The 18,727-nt window shown below is 51.8% G+C and carries 11 protein-coding genes and 3 rRNA genes; 10 read left to right on the top strand and 4 right to left on the bottom strand.

Annotated features, from left to right (window positions below; genetic code table 11):
- The first annotated feature begins 224 nt into the window (after positions 1–224).
- The gene (locus CKV68_RS06080) at positions 225–599 is read left to right on the top strand and encodes a GntR family transcriptional regulator (protein ID WP_013912595.1); all 375 of its coding nucleotides are present in this window, start codon (positions 225–227) and stop codon (positions 597–599) included.
- Positions 600–617: 18 nt separating this feature from the next.
- On the opposite strand, the gene CKV68_RS06075 is transcribed toward CKV68_RS06080, so the two are convergent.
- On the bottom strand, positions 618–5,519 hold the full coding sequence (locus CKV68_RS06075) for a DEAD/DEAH box helicase (RefSeq protein ID WP_095075805.1): 4,902 nt from the start codon (positions 5,517–5,519) through the stop codon (positions 618–620).
- A gap of 948 nt (positions 5,520–6,467) precedes the next feature.
- On the opposite strand from CKV68_RS06075, the gene CKV68_RS06070 reads away from it, so the two are divergent.
- The 3 genes from CKV68_RS06070 (at position 6,468) to rrf (ending at position 11,682) form a co-directional block, all read left to right on the top strand.
- Positions 6,468–7,987: ribosomal RNA gene (locus CKV68_RS06070) — 16S ribosomal RNA — on the top strand.
- A 369-nt stretch (positions 7,988–8,356) separates the two neighbouring features.
- Positions 8,357–11,442, top strand: a 23S ribosomal RNA gene (locus tag CKV68_RS06065).
- Positions 11,443–11,565: 123 nt separating this feature from the next.
- Positions 11,566–11,682, top strand: a 5S ribosomal RNA gene (rrf, locus tag CKV68_RS06060).
- Together the 16S, 23S and 5S rRNA genes form the textbook arrangement of a ribosomal RNA operon.
- A 141-nt stretch (positions 11,683–11,823) precedes the next feature.
- On the opposite strand, the gene CKV68_RS06055 is transcribed toward rrf, so the two are convergent.
- Positions 11,824–12,807, bottom strand: a complete 984-nt coding sequence (locus CKV68_RS06055) for a pseudouridine synthase (RefSeq protein WP_095075804.1) — start codon at positions 12,805–12,807, stop codon at positions 11,824–11,826.
- On the opposite strand from CKV68_RS06055, the gene CKV68_RS11280 reads away from it, so the two are divergent.
- The 3 genes from CKV68_RS11280 to CKV68_RS06045 all read left to right on the top strand — a co-directional run bounded on the left by CKV68_RS11280 (position 12,800) and on the right by CKV68_RS06045 (position 14,666).
- Positions 12,800–12,943, top strand: a complete 144-nt coding sequence (locus tag CKV68_RS11280; protein WP_014836934.1) for a hypothetical protein — start codon at positions 12,800–12,802, stop codon at positions 12,941–12,943. The two genes, CKV68_RS06055 and CKV68_RS11280, sit on opposite strands and share 8 nt — an antisense overlap.
- 214 nt (positions 12,944–13,157) lie before the next feature.
- On the top strand, positions 13,158–14,057 hold the full coding sequence (locus CKV68_RS06050; protein ID WP_095075803.1) for a universal stress protein: 900 nt from the start codon (positions 13,158–13,160) through the stop codon (positions 14,055–14,057).
- Positions 14,058–14,408: 351 nt separating this feature from the next.
- Positions 14,409–14,666 (top strand): GlsB/YeaQ/YmgE family stress response membrane protein, encoded by a 258-nt coding sequence (locus CKV68_RS06045; protein ID WP_013912590.1) that lies wholly within the window; start codon positions 14,409–14,411, stop codon positions 14,664–14,666.
- A gap of 56 nt (positions 14,667–14,722) precedes the next feature.
- Here CKV68_RS06045 and CKV68_RS06040 read toward each other — a convergent pair whose 3' ends face one another.
- Positions 14,723–15,451 carry a queuosine precursor transporter gene (locus tag CKV68_RS06040; protein WP_095075802.1) on the bottom strand — a complete coding sequence of 243 codons (729 nt, stop codon included), beginning with the start codon at positions 15,449–15,451 and terminating at the stop codon, positions 14,723–14,725.
- Positions 15,452–15,630: 179 nt separating this feature from the next.
- On the opposite strand from CKV68_RS06040, the gene CKV68_RS06035 reads away from it, so the two are divergent.
- Positions 15,631–16,257, top strand: a complete 627-nt coding sequence (locus tag CKV68_RS06035) for a TetR/AcrR family transcriptional regulator (RefSeq protein ID WP_095076252.1) — start codon at positions 15,631–15,633, stop codon at positions 16,255–16,257.
- Here CKV68_RS06035 and yidC read toward each other — a convergent pair.
- Entirely contained in the window at positions 16,254–17,465 is a 1,212-nt protein-coding gene (gene yidC / locus CKV68_RS06030) for a membrane protein insertase YidC (RefSeq protein ID WP_095076251.1), read from the bottom strand. The genes CKV68_RS06035 and yidC overlap by 4 nt on opposite strands.
- A 176-nt stretch (positions 17,466–17,641) precedes the next feature.
- Between yidC and CKV68_RS06025 the strand changes: the two genes are divergently transcribed.
- Positions 17,642–18,529: a class E sortase gene (locus CKV68_RS06025; protein ID WP_013912586.1), complete on the top strand. Its 888-nt coding sequence runs from the start codon at positions 17,642–17,644 to the stop codon at positions 18,527–18,529.
- The gene (locus CKV68_RS11275; protein ID WP_013912585.1) at positions 18,530–18,682 is read left to right on the top strand and encodes a hypothetical protein; all 153 of its coding nucleotides are present in this window, start codon (positions 18,530–18,532) and stop codon (positions 18,680–18,682) included.
- Positions 18,683–18,727: the final 45 nt, after the last annotated feature.

Below are 18,727 nucleotides of genomic sequence, written 5' to 3'. Positions count from 1 at the left end.
TCTAAAAATTTAAAAGTCTTGTGCTTCTAGTGTGCATCATGCCGACCTCATTAGTCGATACAAATTTGCAAAAGCCAAGGTTATCGCAGTGTGGTGTGGGATTTTTTCGCTCGATGTCGCTTTACGCTGTCGTTGCTTTTAAACGTGTATGGGTTGTGGCGGCCGGTGGTTCGTTCTATGGTTAGTTACATGGGTAATCAACTAACTGGGGAGGAGGGGGTTGGATGGACGAGACAACGGCACCGTTGTTTAAGCAGATAGCCGTGCTCATTCAAGATTCGATTGTGGATGGCTCTCTTGCTGCGGGTGAGCGTGCACCATCCACCAACGAGCTTGCTGCGTTTCACTCCATTAACCCCGCGACTGCCCGCAAGGGGCTCACGATTCTGGTGGAAGAAGGTGTTCTGGAGAAGCGCCGCGGCCTGGGGATGTTTGTCACGGAAGGAGCGGCCGACCTTATCCGGGCGCGAAGGCGGGATGAATTTGCGGCGGCCTTTCTTGCCCCGTTGGTGGATGAGGCTGTCAAACTCGATATTCCCAGAGCTGAATTGCACAACTTGATCGACCGAGTGGCTGAAAGCCGAGGACTCTACGCATGACTTATCAAGACGCTGTTATTAAAGTTTGCTTACGATCTTCATGCTCTCAACCGCAACGGTTGTCACCTTGCCAATAAGATCGACGATGTAGCGAGGATTGCCCACTTCATCGGCCCAATCGTTTGGATCGTTGACAATGCCAGAATTGGTATCTTTCTTCACCTGGTAACGGTCGATAATCCACGCCAACGCCGAGCGTGACCCCAGCACGTATTCCTCGGCAACCTCAGGAATACCGGCGATAGTGACCTTGCTGTTGTAGATCATGGTGGTTGTATCGTTGACGCTCTTGCCGGTTTCGGGATCTTTCTTCTTAGCCCACTTAGGCTTGATCACCCGCCAAGTCTCACGATCGTGTTCATCGCCTTTGACGCGAATATCTAATGGGTATGGCTCGAGATCTTCATATCCGACGTGCAGCGACATGAGTTTCTTGCCTGCTGTCACGAACTTGTCAAACTCTGAGCGTGACGCTGGAGTCTGGATATGAGGCAGCATTTTCTTCAAGTCCGCCGCGTAAGCGGATCGGTAAGCGGGATCATGTAGCTTGCCGTACACAAAATGGAAAATGTCATCGCTTGTGAGGTCAGCTCCCAGAGCATCTCGATACAGCTTCCGTATCTCGCCTGTGATGTTGTCCACGCGTACGTACCCGTCAACAACTTCACCAACTTGCCCATACATCGATGTTTCGCCTTGCTTGTCCACGTCCACAGCGCCGAACAAACCACCGTCATCAGTGGAGACTGGCTCCCAGGTGAAGCGAGGGAAGTATTGAGCTGTATAAGTGAAATATGAAAGGTCTGGTAACTTATCAACCGCTAGAACCGCAAAATCTGCAGCATCACGTGGCGCCATCACTTCGAAGCCAACATTCTTATGCACCGGTGTCGGGAATATTGATGGAGTCTTTCCGACCCGGTGGATTAGCCCTTTCTCGTAGAATAAGTTCATCTTTGTGAAAGGGCGATATGTAGACTGTACGATCTTATCTTCTTCAAACTCCAGCTTTTCTTGCTTTGACAAACGTTGTTCCAAGGTTGAAGTCCAACTGATTTTTTCCTTGTCGGCAAACTGAGGATTTCTTTTCAGAAAATCTTTAGGTTTTTCTTTTGGGTTTATTTGGCAAATAGCTGAGTTGAAAAAGTTAAGGGTTTCCTGGACGTATTCCTTCAAAGTTTCACGGCTAGAAGAATAGACCCATGCGTCTCTTCCGGTTTCGACGCCACGAGAAAAAGTTTTAAAAAATGTGGCGCTGTCGCTCTTCTTTTCACCAATAGCCAACCAGCCGCTGAATTCTTCGCTACGTTGATTAATCCAGTCACCTGCATCATTGGGAGCGATGTGAGACCAGGGAAGGGATTCAAGTCGTGCTGTGTTGGCAAACGCTAGTTTGTCGCCTTTGGTTTCGTAGTCTCCAGCGCTGTAATAGTGAATTGTGAACTGCGAACGCGCTGGATCTTTCACACCAACAAACACGCTGACACCAACGCGAATGTCAAAGACGTTTCCGCCTTCTTTCTTTGCAGTTTCACCTGAAGTTCGGGAATTGCCTCGCAGGTTAATCACGTAGACGTCGGTAAAGTCCTCAGCCATCGATAAACGTACGCCGGCGCCAGTATTCCCATCGATCCAGCCATTGTTTGTGACAAAAGCTACGACTCCTTGGTGTCCAATCCGATCAGTAGCCCAACGGAAGGCACGGAGATAGGAGTCGTAAAGGGAGTTCTTGTTGGTGGAAGTGGAATTTGCAGCATAGGTTTCTGCAATGCGCGTGTCCAAGGATGGGTACTTGAGGTTCGCGTTGAGGTCATTGGCGCTAGATTGCCCGGCAGAGTATGGAGGGTTGCCGACGATAACGTTGATCGGCGCTTCTTTTTGACGCTCGATGGTTGCATTATTGTCAGCAAAGATCTCGAGGTCGGGAATGTCGCCGTCTTCATGAATCTGGAACGTGTCAGCTAAGGCAATGCCCATGAAAGGCTGATACTCCGGTGGTTCTTGGCCATTACGGAGTGCTTCTTCTTCACGTAGCGCGTTATATGTGGTCTCGATGTTTACGGCAGAAACGTAATACGCCAGCAACATGATCTCGGTGGCAAAGAGTTCGTTCGCGTACTTGCGTGCGAGGTCTTCTGGCTTGATCAAGCCAGATTGCAGTAAACGAACCATGAACGTGGAGGTACCTGCGAATGGGTCGAGGATACACACGCCCTCATTGGTTAGCCCCTTACCAAAGTGCTTGAGAGAAATATCATTTGCGGCACGCAAGATGAAGTCCACGATTTCGACGGGAGTGTAGACGATGCCCAGGGACTCGGCCTGCTTTTTGAATGCTTTACGGAAGAAACGTTCGTAGAGATCCTTAATCACTTGCTGCTTGCCGGACGCAGTGGCAACCTCAGACGCGCGTACGCGCACAGACTCGTAGAACTTCTCCAGGCCTTCAGCCTCGTCGTTAAGGTTGTACTTCTCAAGTGCTGTGACCATGCGTTGCATGACCTGGGCGACAGGGTTGTGCTGGGTGAAGTTGTAGTTATCAAACAGCGCGTTAAACACCGGTGCGGTAATCAGGTGCTGAGACAGCATCGAGATCGCATCATCAGGGGTGATGCCGTTGTTGAGGTTGTTGCGCAGCCCCTCGACGAACGCCTCGAATTCCGCAGACATCTTTTTATCGGCGTTATCAAGAATCGCTTTGATACGGGTGATCTGGTTCTCCGCTATAACAGCAACATCCTCAGCCCAGTCCTCCCAGTAGGTGCGGGTGCCTACTTTGTCCACAAGCTTGGTGTACATTGCCTCCTGCCACTGTTCTAAGGAAAACAGAGTAAGGACTTCAGTGACCTCAGAGTCAGCCTTATAAGCTTCAGTGTCTTTCTTGTCCAGCTTTTCCTTGTGGGCCTCAACGTGATCAATATCGATGGGAAGTTCCTGTGCTTGCCCATCGTTGAGGCCAATGGAATTGACCTTTGCATTGAAACGATCGTCGTGCGCGCGAAGCGCATTGAGAATCTGCCACACAACCTTGAAGCGGGTGTTGTCATTGAGTGCTTCCGATGGAGATTTTCCAGGAGGAACGGCAACCGGCAAAATGATGTAGCCGTAGTCCTTACCTTCCTTCTTGCGCATCACACGCCCCACGGACTGGACAACATCCACCATGGAGTTTCGTGGATTAAAAAAGATAACAGCGTCTAAGCCTGGAACGTCCACGCCCTCAGACAAGCAGCGGGCATTAGTTAGGATACGAGTCTCATCATCGTCGATATCAGCTTCCAGCCACGAGATCTTTTTGCCTCGCACCATGGCATTCATGCCGCCGTCTACGTGCTCTGCAGCAACGCCGACATCAACATTGTGTAGGGAGACATCGTTGACGGCAGCGTGTGAGCGCAATGTGTCCTGATGACTGGCGATGAGCGCTGGGAAGGACTCCGAGATGAGCTTCGAGGTTTTAATGTCTTTTGCAAACGCAACAGTGCGCTTCATTGGCGCTGCGTTTTTCTCAAAGCCTCCCTTGTTGCCTTGGAGTTTGCCACTGTGTTTGGCCAGGCCATTCCAAGCACCGATCATTGCGGATGCGGTTGTGAGGTTCATACCTTCTTGGGTGTGGCGTGCCATTGCTTCGGCAGCGACGTCTTCATCCACGGTCATGACCAGGACGCGGTAGTCAGTGAGCAGGCCTTTGTCGACTGCTTCACCGAATCCTAGACGATGCAATTCTGGACCGTAGATTGCTTCATCGTCCATGGAGACGACCTCTGCGGAGTGATCTTTTGCTTTGCCCTTGGTCGCGTCGTCGTATAGACGTGGGGTTGCAGTCATGTACAAACGCTTGGCGGCCTTGATGTAGTGAGCATCATGCACACGTACGAAGTTGGAGGCGTCTTGATTTGCCAAGGTGACGCCGGTGGTGCGGTGTGCTTCGTCGCAGATAACGAGGTCGAATTCTTCCAGTCCTGCTTGCTGAGCTTCGTGGACAGCCTGGATTGACTGGTAGGTGGAGAACACTACATTCAGCCCTGCTGCGCGCTTGCCGTGCTGGAAACGCGCAGCGATATCGGCGCCCGTGGTGGAGACGGGAACCTCAAGATCATGGATTGCGATGTCTTCGGCCTGCTTGCCAGCTTTGCTATCCGAGCACACTGCAAAAGTCTTGAGGTCCATTGTTGTCTGGGCAGTCCACTCGCGCAGGGTCTGCGACAACAAAGCGATCGATGGGACGAGGAAAAGTACGCGAGCTTTGCCGCCATTGTTGGTTGCGATCTGTTCGGCTAGTCGCAGCGAGGTGAACGTCTTACCCGTACCGCATGCCATGATGAGTTTGCCGCGATCGTGCGTCTCAAAGCCTTTAATGACTTTGTCGATAGCTTGCTGCTGGTGCTTGCGCGGCGCGAACGCTTCTCGACGAGTCAGATGCACGTTAATTTCAGATCCTGGGAACACTATCTCCCAGTTGATAGGGGAGCGTGCAATGTCGGAATGGCCAATACGACTTGCAGGAATTTGCTGGTTCTCTAATGCTTCTTCTGCATTCTTACCCCACTTGTCCGTTGTGGAGATGACAATGCGGTGGGCGAAATGTTCTTTACCGTTCTCAGTCTCAAAAGAATGGCCAGAGGCTTCAAAGAAAGAATCTAGGTTCCGCTTCTGGATACTTGTTGTTGGGAGATAAAACTTTGCTTGGATCGCTACCCAACGAGAGTCCTCTTTGCGGCGCGCGACAAGGTCAATGCCGGTGTCTGCTTTTCCACCGTTGCATTTCCAGTCAACCCAACGATGAACCTCATCAAACTCATTCGCCAGGGTGGGGTCAGTCCTGAAGAAATTAACCATCAACTTCTCAAAGGCAATTCCATACTTGCCTTGTGGTTGATTGTCGCGCAGTTGATCGAGGACCTCATCGAAAGTAGCCATGGTTTCTATTTTCTTATGAGCGCAGAGACGAAACCAAAGGAGTTAGAAATCGTCCCCCCGTATTCGATGTGTTGTCAACGCTGGTTTATGCCCTTGAGTCTCTTGAGCGGCTCGGGCGTGTTCTCAAGAAAGACGCTCAAGCATTGCGGAACGCATTAGAGAATCACTGCCGTGGATAAATGGATGCGTTGTGCGGAGCCGCAACAAGGTGCGGTGGAACGCTTTCTCGGATTAAGTAGTTAACTCTTTGTCTAAAAAAACATGTTCTGACCTGGCAAGTTGTGTGTTCCGCACGTGGTGTGTAACTTTATGTGAGTCGCCGCGACCGACAGCGCCCCTCACAGAGGCAAACACCACGAAGGTGGTTGTGAATCAGTGAGTGTAAGGCGAGAGGAAAACAAGCAGGCGATAAACAAAAAGTATTCTTACATTCAGTACACGCCAATATCGTTGGTGTGTGGGGTGTGGGTGTGTTGTTTGAGAACTCAATAGTGTGCCAATGTACTTATAAATTTATTTTATGGTTGACATGGTGATAGCTACGTTTTGTAGTTAAACAATGATGCGTTGTTGCATGATGTTTTATGTGATGATCACGGTATACACAGTTTTGGCCGGCAAGTGTGGCTTGCTTGTAAAAATGTTGTGCCGAGGAAATAAGTTGTTTATGCGAAACATGGTGTGTGTTTCATGTCCATGACTCTTGTGTGGGTTGTGGTGTGGGATTCCATGTGAACAAACAATATTCACACGCATGTTGTGTGTGTGGGTGTTGGGTGGTTGTTGTGTTGTCTCGTCAAGGCATCGATGATCACTGTTTTTTGCTTTACTTTTTTCATTATTTTTTTGATGAATGATCAATAGGATTATTTTTTGTTGGTTGTTTGTTTTTTTGCCAGTTTTGGTTGGGCTTTTCACGAAGCCTGGTTGGTCTTTTTTGACTGATTTTTTGTGGAGAGTTTGATCCTGGCTCAGGACGAACGCTGGCGGCGTGCTTAACACATGCAAGTCGAACGGAAAGGCCCCTTCGGGGGTACTCGAGTGGCGAACGGGTGAGTAACACGTGGGTGATCTGCCTCGTACTCTGGGATAAGCCTGGGAAACTGGGTCTAATACTGGATAGGACCACACTTTAGTGTGTGTGGTGGAAAGTTTTTTCGGTACGAGATGAGCCCGCGGCCTATCAGCTTGTTGGTGGGGTAATGGCCTACCAAGGCGTCGACGGGTAGCCGGCCTGAGAGGGTGGACGGCCACATTGGGACTGAGATACGGCCCAGACTCCTACGGGAGGCAGCAGTGGGGAATATTGCACAATGGGCGCAAGCCTGATGCAGCGACGCCGCGTGAGGGATGACGGCCTTCGGGTTGTAAACCTCTTTCGACAGGGACGAAGCTTTTGTGACGGTACCTGTATAAGAAGCACCGGCTAACTACGTGCCAGCAGCCGCGGTAATACGTAGGGTGCGAGCGTTGTCCGGAATTACTGGGCGTAAAGAGCTCGTAGGTGGTTTGTCGCGTCGTCTGTGAAATTCCGGGGCTTAACTCCGGGCGTGCAGGCGATACGGGCATAACTTGAGTGCTGTAGGGGAGACTGGAATTCCTGGTGTAGCGGTGGAATGCGCAGATATCAGGAGGAACACCGATGGCGAAGGCAGGTCTCTGGGCAGTAACTGACGCTGAGGAGCGAAAGCATGGGGAGCGAACAGGATTAGATACCCTGGTAGTCCATGCCGTAAACGGTGGGCGCTAGGTGTGAGGGTCTTCCACGACTTTCGTGCCGTAGCTAACGCATTAAGCGCCCCGCCTGGGGAGTACGGCCGCAAGGCTAAAACTCAAAGGAATTGACGGGGGCCCGCACAAGCGGCGGAGCATGTGGATTAATTCGATGCAACGCGAAGAACCTTACCTGGGCTTGACATATACAAGATCGGCGTAGAGATACGTTTTCCCTTGTGGTTTGTATACAGGTGGTGCATGGTTGTCGTCAGCTCGTGTCGTGAGATGTTGGGTTAAGTCCCGCAACGAGCGCAACCCTTGTCTTATGTTGCCAGCACGTTATGGTGGGGACTCATGAGAGACTGCCGGGGTTAACTCGGAGGAAGGTGGGGATGACGTCAAATCATCATGCCCCTTATGTCCAGGGCTTCACACATGCTACAATGGTCGGTACAACGCGTTGCGAGCCTGTGAGGGTGAGCGAATCGCTGAAAGCCGGCCTCAGTTCGGATTGGGGTCTGCAACTCGACCCCATGAAGTCGGAGTCGCTAGTAATCGCAGATCAGCAACGCTGCGGTGAATACGTTCCCGGGCCTTGTACACACCGCCCGTCACGTCATGAAAGTTGGTAACACCCGAAGCCCATGGCCCAACCAGTTTTCTGGGGGGAGTGGTCGAAGGTGGGATCGGCGATTGGGACGAAGTCGTAACAAGGTAGCCGTACCGGAAGGTGCGGCTGGATCACCTCCTTTCTAAGGAGTTTTATTTTTCCAGCATTCACTGGTTGGTGTTTGTTGTTGTTTATTTGTAAATCCGGGTGGAGCAAAGTTGTGTGTGATTGTGTGCTGCTAATCAGATGGTGGCTGTGCATGGTTGTGTGATGGTGTGTTGTTGTGTTGTGTTGGTTGTAGGATTGTTTGTTTGTTGTGTTGGCATGCTGTTGGGTGTCTGGGATGATGCACTGTTGTGTTGATTCTTGTGGCTGCTTTTGTGCTGGTGATGGCCTTTGTGGGTTGTTGTTGGTGTGGGGTGGTTGTGTTGTGTGAGAACTGTATAGTGGACGCGAGTAATAATCTTTATTCTTTTTAGTTCTTGGTATTTTTTGTTTGCATATTGTGTGTGTGTTGTTTTTTAAGGGCACACGGTGGATGCCTTGGCATTATGAGCCGATGAAGGACGTGTAAGGCCGCGATAGGCCTCGGGGAGTTGCCAATAGAGCGTTGATCCGAGGGTGTCCGAATGGGGAAACCTGGCCACAGTTATGTGTGGTTACCCTTCAGTGAATTCATAGCTGTTGTGGGGGTTTACGCGGGGAAGTGAAACATCTCAGTACCCGTAGGAGAAGAAAACAATTGTGATTCCGTTAGTAGTGGCGAACGAACGTGGATGAGGCTAAACCATGTGCGTGTGATACCTGGCAGGGGTTGCGTGTGTGGTGTTGTGGGGTGTGTGCGTGAAAAAGGCTGCCATCTTTTTGCTGGTTTGTGCATGTGTTAGCGGAAGTGGTGTGGGAACGCCTGCCGTAGAAGGTGAGAGTCCTGTACGTGAAAGCATGTGTGCGCTGGTTGTGCATGTCCCCGAGTAGCAGCGGGCTCGTGGAATCTGCTGTGAATCTGCCGGGACCACCCGGTAAGCCTAAATACTTGTAATGACCGATAGCGGATTAGTACCGTGAGGGAATGGTGAAAAGTACCCCGGGAGGGGAGTGAAATAGTACCTGAAACCGTGTGCTTACAATCCGTCAGAGCCTCCTTGTGGGGTGATGGCGTGCCTTTTGAAGAATGAGCCTGCGAGTCAGCGGCATGTCGCGAGGTTAACCTTTTGGTGGGTAGCCGTAGCGAAAGCGAATCCTAACGAGGGTGTTGTTAGTGGCATGTCCTGGACCCGAAGCGGGGTGATCTACCCATGGCCAGTGTGAAGCAGAGGTAAGACTTTGTGGAGGCGCGAACCCACTTAGGTTGAAAACTGAGGGGATGAGCTGTGGGTAGGGGTGAAAGGCCAATCAAACTCCGTGATAGCTGGTTCTCCCCGAAATGCATTTAGGTGCAGCGTTGCGTGTTTCTTGCTGGAGGTAGAGCTACTGGTTGGTTGAGCGGGACTACAATCTTAGCAATGTCAGCCAAACTCCGAATGCCGGTAATGTTATAGCGTGGCAGTGAGACTGCGGGGGATAAGCTCCGTTGGTCGAGAGGGAAACAGCCCAGATCGCCGGTTAAGGCCCCTAAGCGTGTACTAAGTGGAAAAGGATGTGGGATCGCGAAGACAGCCAGGAGGTTGGCTTAGAAGCAGCCATCCTTGAAAGAGTGCGTAATAGCTCACTGGTCGAGTGGTTCTGCGCCGACAATGTAGTGGGGCTCAAGTACACCGCCGAAGCCGCGGCAGTCAACATTTTTGTTGGTTGGGTAGGGGAGCGTCGTGCATGTGGTGAAGCATTTGGGTGACCGGGTGTGGAGTGTGTGCGAGTGAGAATGCAGGCATGAGTAACGAATGAAAAGTGGAAAACTTTTCCGCCGGATGACTAAGGGTTCCTGGGTTAAGCTAATCTTCCCAGGGTGAGTCGGGACCTAAGGCGAGGCCGACAGGCGTAGTCGATGGATAACCAGTTGATATTCTGGTACCCGTGGTGATGCGACAAGTGGTGAATCAGTGGTACTAACCGCCCATTAATTGCATGTGTTCATACTTTGTGTGGGTGTGTGTGGTTGTGCGTGGGACCTTCGTTGGTAGTAGCCAAGTGATGGGGTGACGCAGTGAGGTAGCCGAGCCACTTATTGGATTGTGGTGTAAGCGTGTGGCCCGTGGCATAGGTAAATCCGTGCTGCATATAAGGGTGAGGCGTGATGCGTAGACCTTTTTGGTTGATGTTGGTGATCCTGTACTGTCGAGAAAAGCCTCTAGCGAGTGTCATTATGGCCCGTACCCTAAACCGACACAGGTAGTCAGGTAGAGAATACTAAGGCGATCGGGTGAACTGTGGTTAAGGAACTCGGCAAAATGCCCCCGTAACTTCGGGAGAAGGGGGACCATTGTTGGTGACAGACTGATGGAGCTGATGGTGGTCGCAGAGAATAGAGGGAAGCGACTGTTTATTAAAAACACAGGTCCGTGCGAAAACGTGGAAGTTGATGTATACGGACTGACGCCTGCCCGGTGCTGGAAGGTTAAGAGGACCTGTTAGATCTCTTTTGGGGGTCGAAGCGGAGAATTTAAGCCCCAGTAAACGGCGGTGGTAACTATAACCATCCTAAGGTAGCGAAATTCCTTGTCGGGTAAGTTCCGACCTGCACGAATGGCGTAACGACTTCCCTGCTGTCTCAACCACAGGCCCGGTGAAATTGCAGTACGAGTAAAGATGCTCGTTACGCGCGGCAGGACGAAAAGACCCCGGGACCTTCACTATAGCTTGGTATTGGTGTTTGGTTCGGTTTGTGTAGGATAGGTGGGAGACTGTGATACTGCGCCGCTAGGTGTGGTGGAGTCGCAAGTTGAAATACCACTCTGATCGGATTGAGCACCTTAACCTTGGCCCATGATCTGGGTTGGGGACAGTGCCTGGTGGGTAGTTTAACTGGGGCGGTTGCCTCCTAAAATGTAACGGAGGCGCCCAAAGGTTCCCTCAGCCTGGTTGGCAATCAGGTGGTGAGTGTAAGTGCACAAGGGAGCTTGACTGTGAGACTGACAGGTCGAGCAGGGACGAAAGTCGGGACTAGTGATCCGGCACCTACTTGTGGAAGTGGTGTCGCTCAACGGATAAAAGGTACCCCGGGGATAACAGGCTGATCTTCCCCAAGAGTCCATATCGACGGGATGGTTTGGCACCTCGATGTCGGCTCGTCGCATCCTGGGGCTGGAGTAGGTCCCAAGGGTTGGGCTGTTCGCCCATTAAAGCGGCACGCGAGCTGGGTTTAGAACGTCGTGAGACAGTTCGGTCTCTATCCGCCGTGCGCGTTGAAACTTGAAGAAGGCTGTCCCTAGTACGAGAGGACCGGGACGGACGTACCTCTAGTGTGCCAGTTGTCACGCCCGTGGCAGGGCTGGTTGGCTACGTACGGAAGGGATAACCGCTGAAAGCATCTAAGCGGGAAGCCTGTTTTAAGATGAGGTTTCTTTTGAGGTTCCCTCTAGACGAGGGGGTTGATAGGCCAGATCTGGAAGAGTGGTAACACTTGGAGGTGACTGGTACTAATTTACCGATAAACAACCACCTTTTGTGGTGTGTTAAATAATTGTTGTGCCTGGAGCGTTTGAAAAAGAAGAAGAGTTTTGTTGCTTGTGTTCACTGTGCAGTGTCTGACATGACACGTGTTGTGTGTTGTGTTATATAGGATGTGTTGGTGGTTATAGCGTCGGGGGTACGCCCGGTCCCTTTCCGAACCCGGAAGCTAAGCCCGATTGCGCTGATGGTACTGCACCTGGGAGGGTGTGGGAGAGTAGGTCGCCGCCAACCAAAAAATTTGATACAAACAAAAAAAGATTATGGAGAGTCTAGGTGTGATGCCTTACCCTGTGGGGTGGGTGTGGTGCTTAGACTCTCCTTCTTTTTGTGCACCCATAAACCACCCTCTCAAAGAGGTGGACTATGGTGGTGTTATTCCACAGTAAAGCACCGGGGGGTATTACTGATCGGGTCGCAGAAGGTTAACTGATAAGCCGTGAGGTGCATAGGAACACGGAAGTCTTCCTCCTCTTCTGGGAGGATAGTGGGGTAGGCAGGGTCACCGAGGATGGGAACACCAGCTGCCCACATGTGGAGCCGTAGCTGATGGGTGCGTCCTGTGTGTGGTTGAAGCGTGTAGCGTGCCAGGGGCATGGTGACGTCGTGAAGCTGTTGTAACTGTGCTGTTTCTTGTGCGCTGAGCTCGGTGACGTCGACAAGCAAAGTCTCGGCGTTTGGGGGGCCTGGGACGATGTGCCCTTGTATGTCGCCTGGTGTTTTTATCATGTGGTCGCGCCAGAGGGTGTTGCCGGTTAGATCATCTCTGAAACGTGCGATTGCGTGGTAGGTTTTGGTTACTTTTCGCTCGGCAAAGAGACTTTGATAGGCGCCGCGAACTTTACGATTTTTAGTGAAAACCAAAATGCCAGAGGTGAGCCGGTCGAGACGGTGCGCGGGCGAGAGCTCGCCGTTGCCAGTGGCGCGACGCATCTGCACGGTGGCGGTTTGCGTGATGTGCTTCCCCCGCGGCATGGTGGCCAGGAAGGGGGGTTTATTCACCACAAGGAGGTTGTCGTCCTCGTAGAGGGTTTCGCAGCTGTAGGGCACCGGCGTTTCCGGGGCGGGGGTGCGATAGAACCAGATATCCTCGTTGGCTTTGAGTGGCGTATCTGGGCTGGCGATGCGGAACCTAGGACCGATGATTACCTGATCCTGTCGAAAGCGCGTAAGGAGTGCCTCAGGAGTGTCATCGGGATGCCGGCGGCGTTGCGACGCTATAAGGTCCCATGCAAACTCGTAGGCACTCATCCCAGCGCATTCTTCGGGTACCCTCACTCTGGTGGGGTTGAGGCCATCTTTTACCGGTAAAGGTGCTTGGCCACGGGGAACGTGTACTACCCTATCTTCCATGGACATTAATGCTATCTTGCTTCCGGTCATGGACTTCTTTAGCCAAGGTATTGGCCGAGTTATTGCGAATATTCTTCAGGCGATCTATTCTTTCTTCTACCCTGCGAACGCCCCGGCAGCGACGCTTCCTGAAGCGAAGTAGTTATTCCATAGCGACCAATCGCTAGTGAGTGCCGTTTTCTATTGGATTAGTCCGCAGCTACCCTCAGACTGGTTACAACCAGTAGTATGTGGCGCCGTCGAGCGCTAACATGGAAAGTGTGATTGGCCACCTATGGTGGTTGAATCGGCCTTGGTTGTGAGGCCACAGTGGATGCGGAGATTCCGTGTCGCCCCGTGAAGAAAGGCTCAGGAAAATGACTGCCGAGAACATCGTCGTCGTCGCAGTTGACGGCTCTGAAGCATCAAATAATGCGGTTCGCTGGGCGGCAAACACCGCAAACAAGCGTGGTGTTCCACTGCGCTTGGCCGCCAGCTACACCATGCCCCAGTTCCTCTACGCCGAGGGAATGGTCCCGCCGCAGGAGCTTTTCGACGAGCTCCAGACGGAGACCATGGAAACCGTCGAGGCCGCTCGAACCATCGCGCACGAGGTGGCACCGGACATCAAGATTGGCTACACCATTGCAGAGGGAAGCCCCATCGACATGCTCCTGGAGATGTCTAGTGATGTCACCATGATCGTGATGGGATCTCGTGGTTTGGGAGGCCTGTCTGGCATGGTTATGGGATCCGTTTCTGCCGCTGTGGTGAGCCACGCCAAGTGCCCAGTAGTGGTGGTTCGTGAGGACAACCAGGTAACTGACACTAACAAGTACGGCCCCGTCGTGGTCGGCGTGGATGGCTTGGAAGTTTCTCAGCGGGCAACAGAGTTCGCTTTTGAAGAGGCTCAGGCTCGTGGTGCAAAGCTAGTGGCTATCCACACGTGGATGGACATGCAGGTTCAGGCTTCCCTGGCAGGTTTGGCGGCAGCACAGCAGGAATGGAATGTGATTGAGGATGAACAGACACAGCTTCTCCACGATCGCATTCAGCCGTTGTTGGAGCGCTTCCCAGACGTAGACGTAGACATGGTGATTACTAGGGACCGTCCGATTCGTGCATTGGAAGATTCTGCGAAGGATGCACAGTTGTTGGTCGTTGGTTCTCACGGACGCGGTGGCTTCCGCGGTATGTTGTTGGGATCCACTTCTCGTGCACTCCTCCAGTCGGCTCCGTGCCCGATGGTGGTAGTACGCCCGACTGATAACACCTAAATAGGTTCTCACGTGCATAGCCAGCCTTCTTCAATGAGGAAGGCTGGCTTTTTGTGTTCTGGTTCACCGAAAAACGACCTTCGTTGAGGCTAATCAGCGAAAAACCCTGGAAAACTCCACAGATTAGTTATTCTTTGTTCAATTGTTATTTTTAATGAATATATGCGGATCGGTGTGGCAGTCTTTGGGTTACAAATCGGCAAACTATGGGTGTGCGCAAGGCTTTTGGAGAGGGGAGAGCCACGCACACGTAGTTTTCGGCCTAGCGTAGGAGATAGCAAGTGAGCGTTGGACTTTCAGGACGTAGGGTCCGAAGACGGAGCTCGAATAGACATCATTTAAGGAGTCAACATGCTAGGTCTAGGAATTATCGGTTGGATCATTATTGGTGGTCTTGCTGGCTGGATTGCCTCCAAGATCAAAGGCACTGATGCTCAGCAAGGTATTGGCCTCAATATTCTCGTCGGTGTTGTCGGCGGCCTTTTGGGTGGCTGGCTCCTGAAACTCTTTGGCGTAGATGTTGCTGGTGGCGGCCTTATCTTTAGCTTCCTTACCTGCTTGCTCGGCGCGGTGATTTTGCTCAGTATTGTTCAGATGGTTCGCAAGTAGCGAGTCATAGAAAGAAGGGCGGACGAGATTCCTCGTCCGCCCTTCTTTCTATGAAATTAGTAGTTTTCTTTCTTTTTTACCCAAGCGATAGCCGCATAGGTGATGGGAAGAACAAGGATTTCCACTGCTGTTTTCCAGAAGAATCCGACGAGAGTGTAGTTTGCGGTGTCAGCAAAAGTAGTGATGCCAATGACCGGGGCCGCGATGATACAGAAAATGAGCGTATCGCCGAATTCTCCGACGATGGTTGAACCTATGAGCCGGACCCACAGAGAACGTTCTCCAGTGCGCTTTTTGATAGCCACGAGTACGTATGAGTTGAGAAGCTGTCCAACGAGGTAACCCGCAAGCGAAGCTAAGACGATGCGTGGCACTAATCCTAGAGTGGCAACGAAGGCTTCTTGTCCAGTGTAAAAGTCTGCAGAGGGTAGCCAGATCGCCACATAGAAGGAGATCACGGCCACGAGCATGACAATGAATCCGGTCCAGATGGCGCGTCGAGTAGCGCGGAAACCGTAGCATTCGGAAAGGACATCGCCGATGACATAGGCGGCGGGGAACAGGAAGAATGCGCCGTCGCTGATGATAGGGCCGAGGGCTACGCCTTTGGTGGCGTTGATATTAGAGATGAGGAAGATAGCCACGAATAACGTGAGCAGCAACGGATAATAACTACGTTGCACGGCGATGAAGCGCGCCGGTTTAGAAGAGTCTGAGGTAGTGACGGACGCAGCGGAATCATCGGCTGCGCCCTGTCCAGAGTTGAAGGGATCTGAAATAGTCATGGATCGTATCGTGCCATAACAGAGGGGAGAAATTATAGCTGGCTACCTATGGGGTCAGTTTCCCTGAACGAAGTGAGTAGACTAGTCTGTGCATGTCTACTGGAATGGGCTGACAGTAGTTGCACGTAGTACCCTTTACATTCGTTGTTACTAGCTCCCATAGGAAGGAAGTGGCTCTTTTGGCCGAGGCGAAGAGTGCGAAAACTGCGGGGCGGCGTCGTAACCGTCCGAGTCCAAGACAACGCCTCCTAGAAAGCGCTACACGCCTTTTTACTACCGAGGGCATTCGTGTCATCGGTATCGATAGAATCCTGAGGGAAGCGGATGTAGCAAAAGCCAGTCTGTACTCACTTTTCGGCTCCAAAGATGCCCTGGTCATCGCTTATATAGAAAACCTTGATGAGCAGTGGCGTGCATCTTATTACGAGCGCACAAAAAATATGGTGCAGCCCGAAGATAAAATTCTGGCTTTTTTTGACCAATGCATTGAAGAAGAACCTCAGAAGCATTACAGGGGATCTCACTTCCAAAACGCTGCTAATGAGTACCCTCGCCCAGAAACGGATATGGAAAAGGGCATTGTATTAGCGGTAAAAGAGCATCGCGACTGGTGTCTGACAACCCTCACCGACCTACTGACAGAGAAGAACGGTTATCCCGGAACCACCCAGGCGCAGCAGCTGATGATCTTCCTTGACGGAGGTCTCGCAGGCGGGCGACTGAATCATTCGCTGGAATCACTCAAAACCGCCCGAGAGTTAGCCGTACAGCTTTTGTCCGCGCCCCCCGCCGATTACTCGATCTAGGTAGTTTCCTCAGCAGATTTTTCAGCTGATTTCTTGGCGCGTGCGGCAGCCCGTTCAGCGCGCTTTTTCTCTGCTGCTTGCTTTCGCTCCTCAGCTCGCTCCTTGTCTATCTCATCGCGAGCTGCTTTCCGTTCTTGGGCGAGGGCTTTTTTGCGGGCTTTTTCTTCTGCTTTAGCTTTACGACGCTCCTCTTTGATCTCCGCTATCTCTGCTCGATAGCGGGAGAAATGCCAGGGCATGATGATCGCGGCAAGACGCTTGCGTCGTAAAGCGCGGGTGCGAGCTTTTTTCTCCTGGACGCGTTGGCGACGCTGGTGGCGTCGATGGGCTTGAAAGGCTTGGTGCTCCTCGTCGAACGGATACTTGATGCGAAGTACAAGGTACATCAGTGCATTTTGTATCAACGTCCACAGGTTGTTAGCCACCCAATACATGCAAATAGCTGCGGGAATAGGAGATCTTAGACCCAAGCCGATCAGCGTCAGCGGGGTGAAAAAGATCATGATGATCAAAAAGCGGTTGAGTTGTACTGCCAGGCCCGAGTCATGATCCACCGCATAGTTATTGCGTACTACAGAAATGATCAGGTTGATCACGGTAAAAACGCACGCCGCGATGATGAGCGGGGTCACAAAAGCATGGACGGCATCGTATGTGGTGTTAAGTCGAGCGAGCTGCTCGGGAGACATAGCGTTATACGCTGGAAGCGGCACGTCGGAGACTCGGGAATTGAGGAAAGCGCTGACGTCATCCGACGAGAGCAACCCAATAGGAGCGTGTTCGTTTGCGTCCAACCCCTCAACAGGCCGTGCCATGCGCAGCAACACTTGATAAAGGCCGAGGAAGACCGGAATCTGGATCAGAGCAGGGACACAACCAGCTTGTACGCTGTAGCCGTACTCTTTGCGCAGATCCTTTTGCTTCTGCTGATACTCAAGGATTGATTCCTTATCAGTCTTTTCCTCGTATTCTTCTTGCAACCGCTTGAGCTTAGGGCGCATGAGAATACTTGCGCGACCGGATTTGAGTTGCATCCACGTAAACGGTGCTACGATGCCGCGTACCGTAATAACGAGGGCAAACAGGGATAAAGCCCATGCAAGCGAAGCTGGCATACCGAGCATGTTGGCCAAGAAGAGGTGCCAAAGCTTCATCACCCCAGACACTGGGTAGATAAATATCTCTATCACGAGCGGTACTGTCTCCATTCCAACCTGCGTGCGCATATGCGCATCGACGAGCTATGAATACACCGGTGCGGCAGCTCTGGTCACAAGTTCAGCGTAATAAAAGAACAATAAAAAGAGTACGCGTAGTAGTGGACGACGTGAAAAAGCGGGCTACACTACTTCTACCTACCTGGATTACAGAAGTTAAGGAAGCAATGACCAGTTCTACAGCCCCAGGTGCTCCCTCTGGGGGAGAGCCGAAACACAGACATGGAGTCGGTCGACACAGCGCGTCTGAGTCGAAAACCGGAAGCCATAAGAAGCGCCCACGCGTGACCTTTACCCAAATCTTGGGTGAGGTCCTGTTGACCGCTGGCATCCTTTTCTTCCTCTTTGCATTCTACGAGTCTTATTGGACCAATATTGCATCTGGGAAGGCTCAGAATGAGGCTAATAACCAGCTACAAAACCAGTGGGACAACGAGCGAGTGAACCCGCGCAAGAAGATTACCCCTGAGCTTGGTGCAGCTTTTGCTCGAATGTACATACCGGCCTTTGGATCCGACTTTCAGTTTGCGATCGTTGAGGGAACATCGGACACAGATCTAGAGGCAGGTCCTGGACATTATCAAGACACTCAGTTGCCGGGAGAAAAAGGCAACTTTGCTGTCGCGGGCCACCGGGTGGGTAAAGGCGCTCCCTTTAATGATTTGGGCAACTTACGCACTTGCGATGCAGTCGTGGTGGAAACCCAAAACGCATGGAATGTGTATCGGGTTCTCCCCATCGATTCCTTTGGAGAACAGCGTCGTGCTGAGGCCGAGCGCTGCCTAACGCCAGAACAGATCGAGCGTGTTGCTCACGGCGACTATTCGAACATTAGCGGTCGATACATCACCACCCCTGGCGACGTGAATACGATTAGTTCCCTTCCTGGAACAGATATCACCACAGCTGGAGAAGACATGGAGAGCGTGATGACGATGACCACATGTCATCCGCAGTTCTCTAACGCAGAACGTATGATCGTCCATGCAATGCTTACTGAGACGATCCCTAAGAATGGCTCAGGGGAGAAACCCGCCGCATTGGAGGAAAAGTAAATGTATGGATTATTGTGGCGCTGTTTACCGGGGCCTTGGCCGATAAAAGTTCTTCTTGCCCTCGTTGTTGCAGTAGCGGTTTTCTTCCTCCTCATGGAGGTTGTGTTCCCCTGGGTATCTACTCTTATGCCCTATAACGACGTGGCAGTCTAAGCATGTGAGTTGCATGCAGAATAGCGCGAGAGGCTACCGAGCTAA

The sequence above is a fragment of the Corynebacterium ulcerans genome (assembly GCF_900187135.1).
GTDB lineage: Bacteria > Actinomycetota > Actinomycetes > Mycobacteriales > Mycobacteriaceae > Corynebacterium > Corynebacterium ulcerans.
Note: the sequence above shows the minus strand (reverse complement) of the source record. Positions and strands in the feature narration are given on the sequence as shown.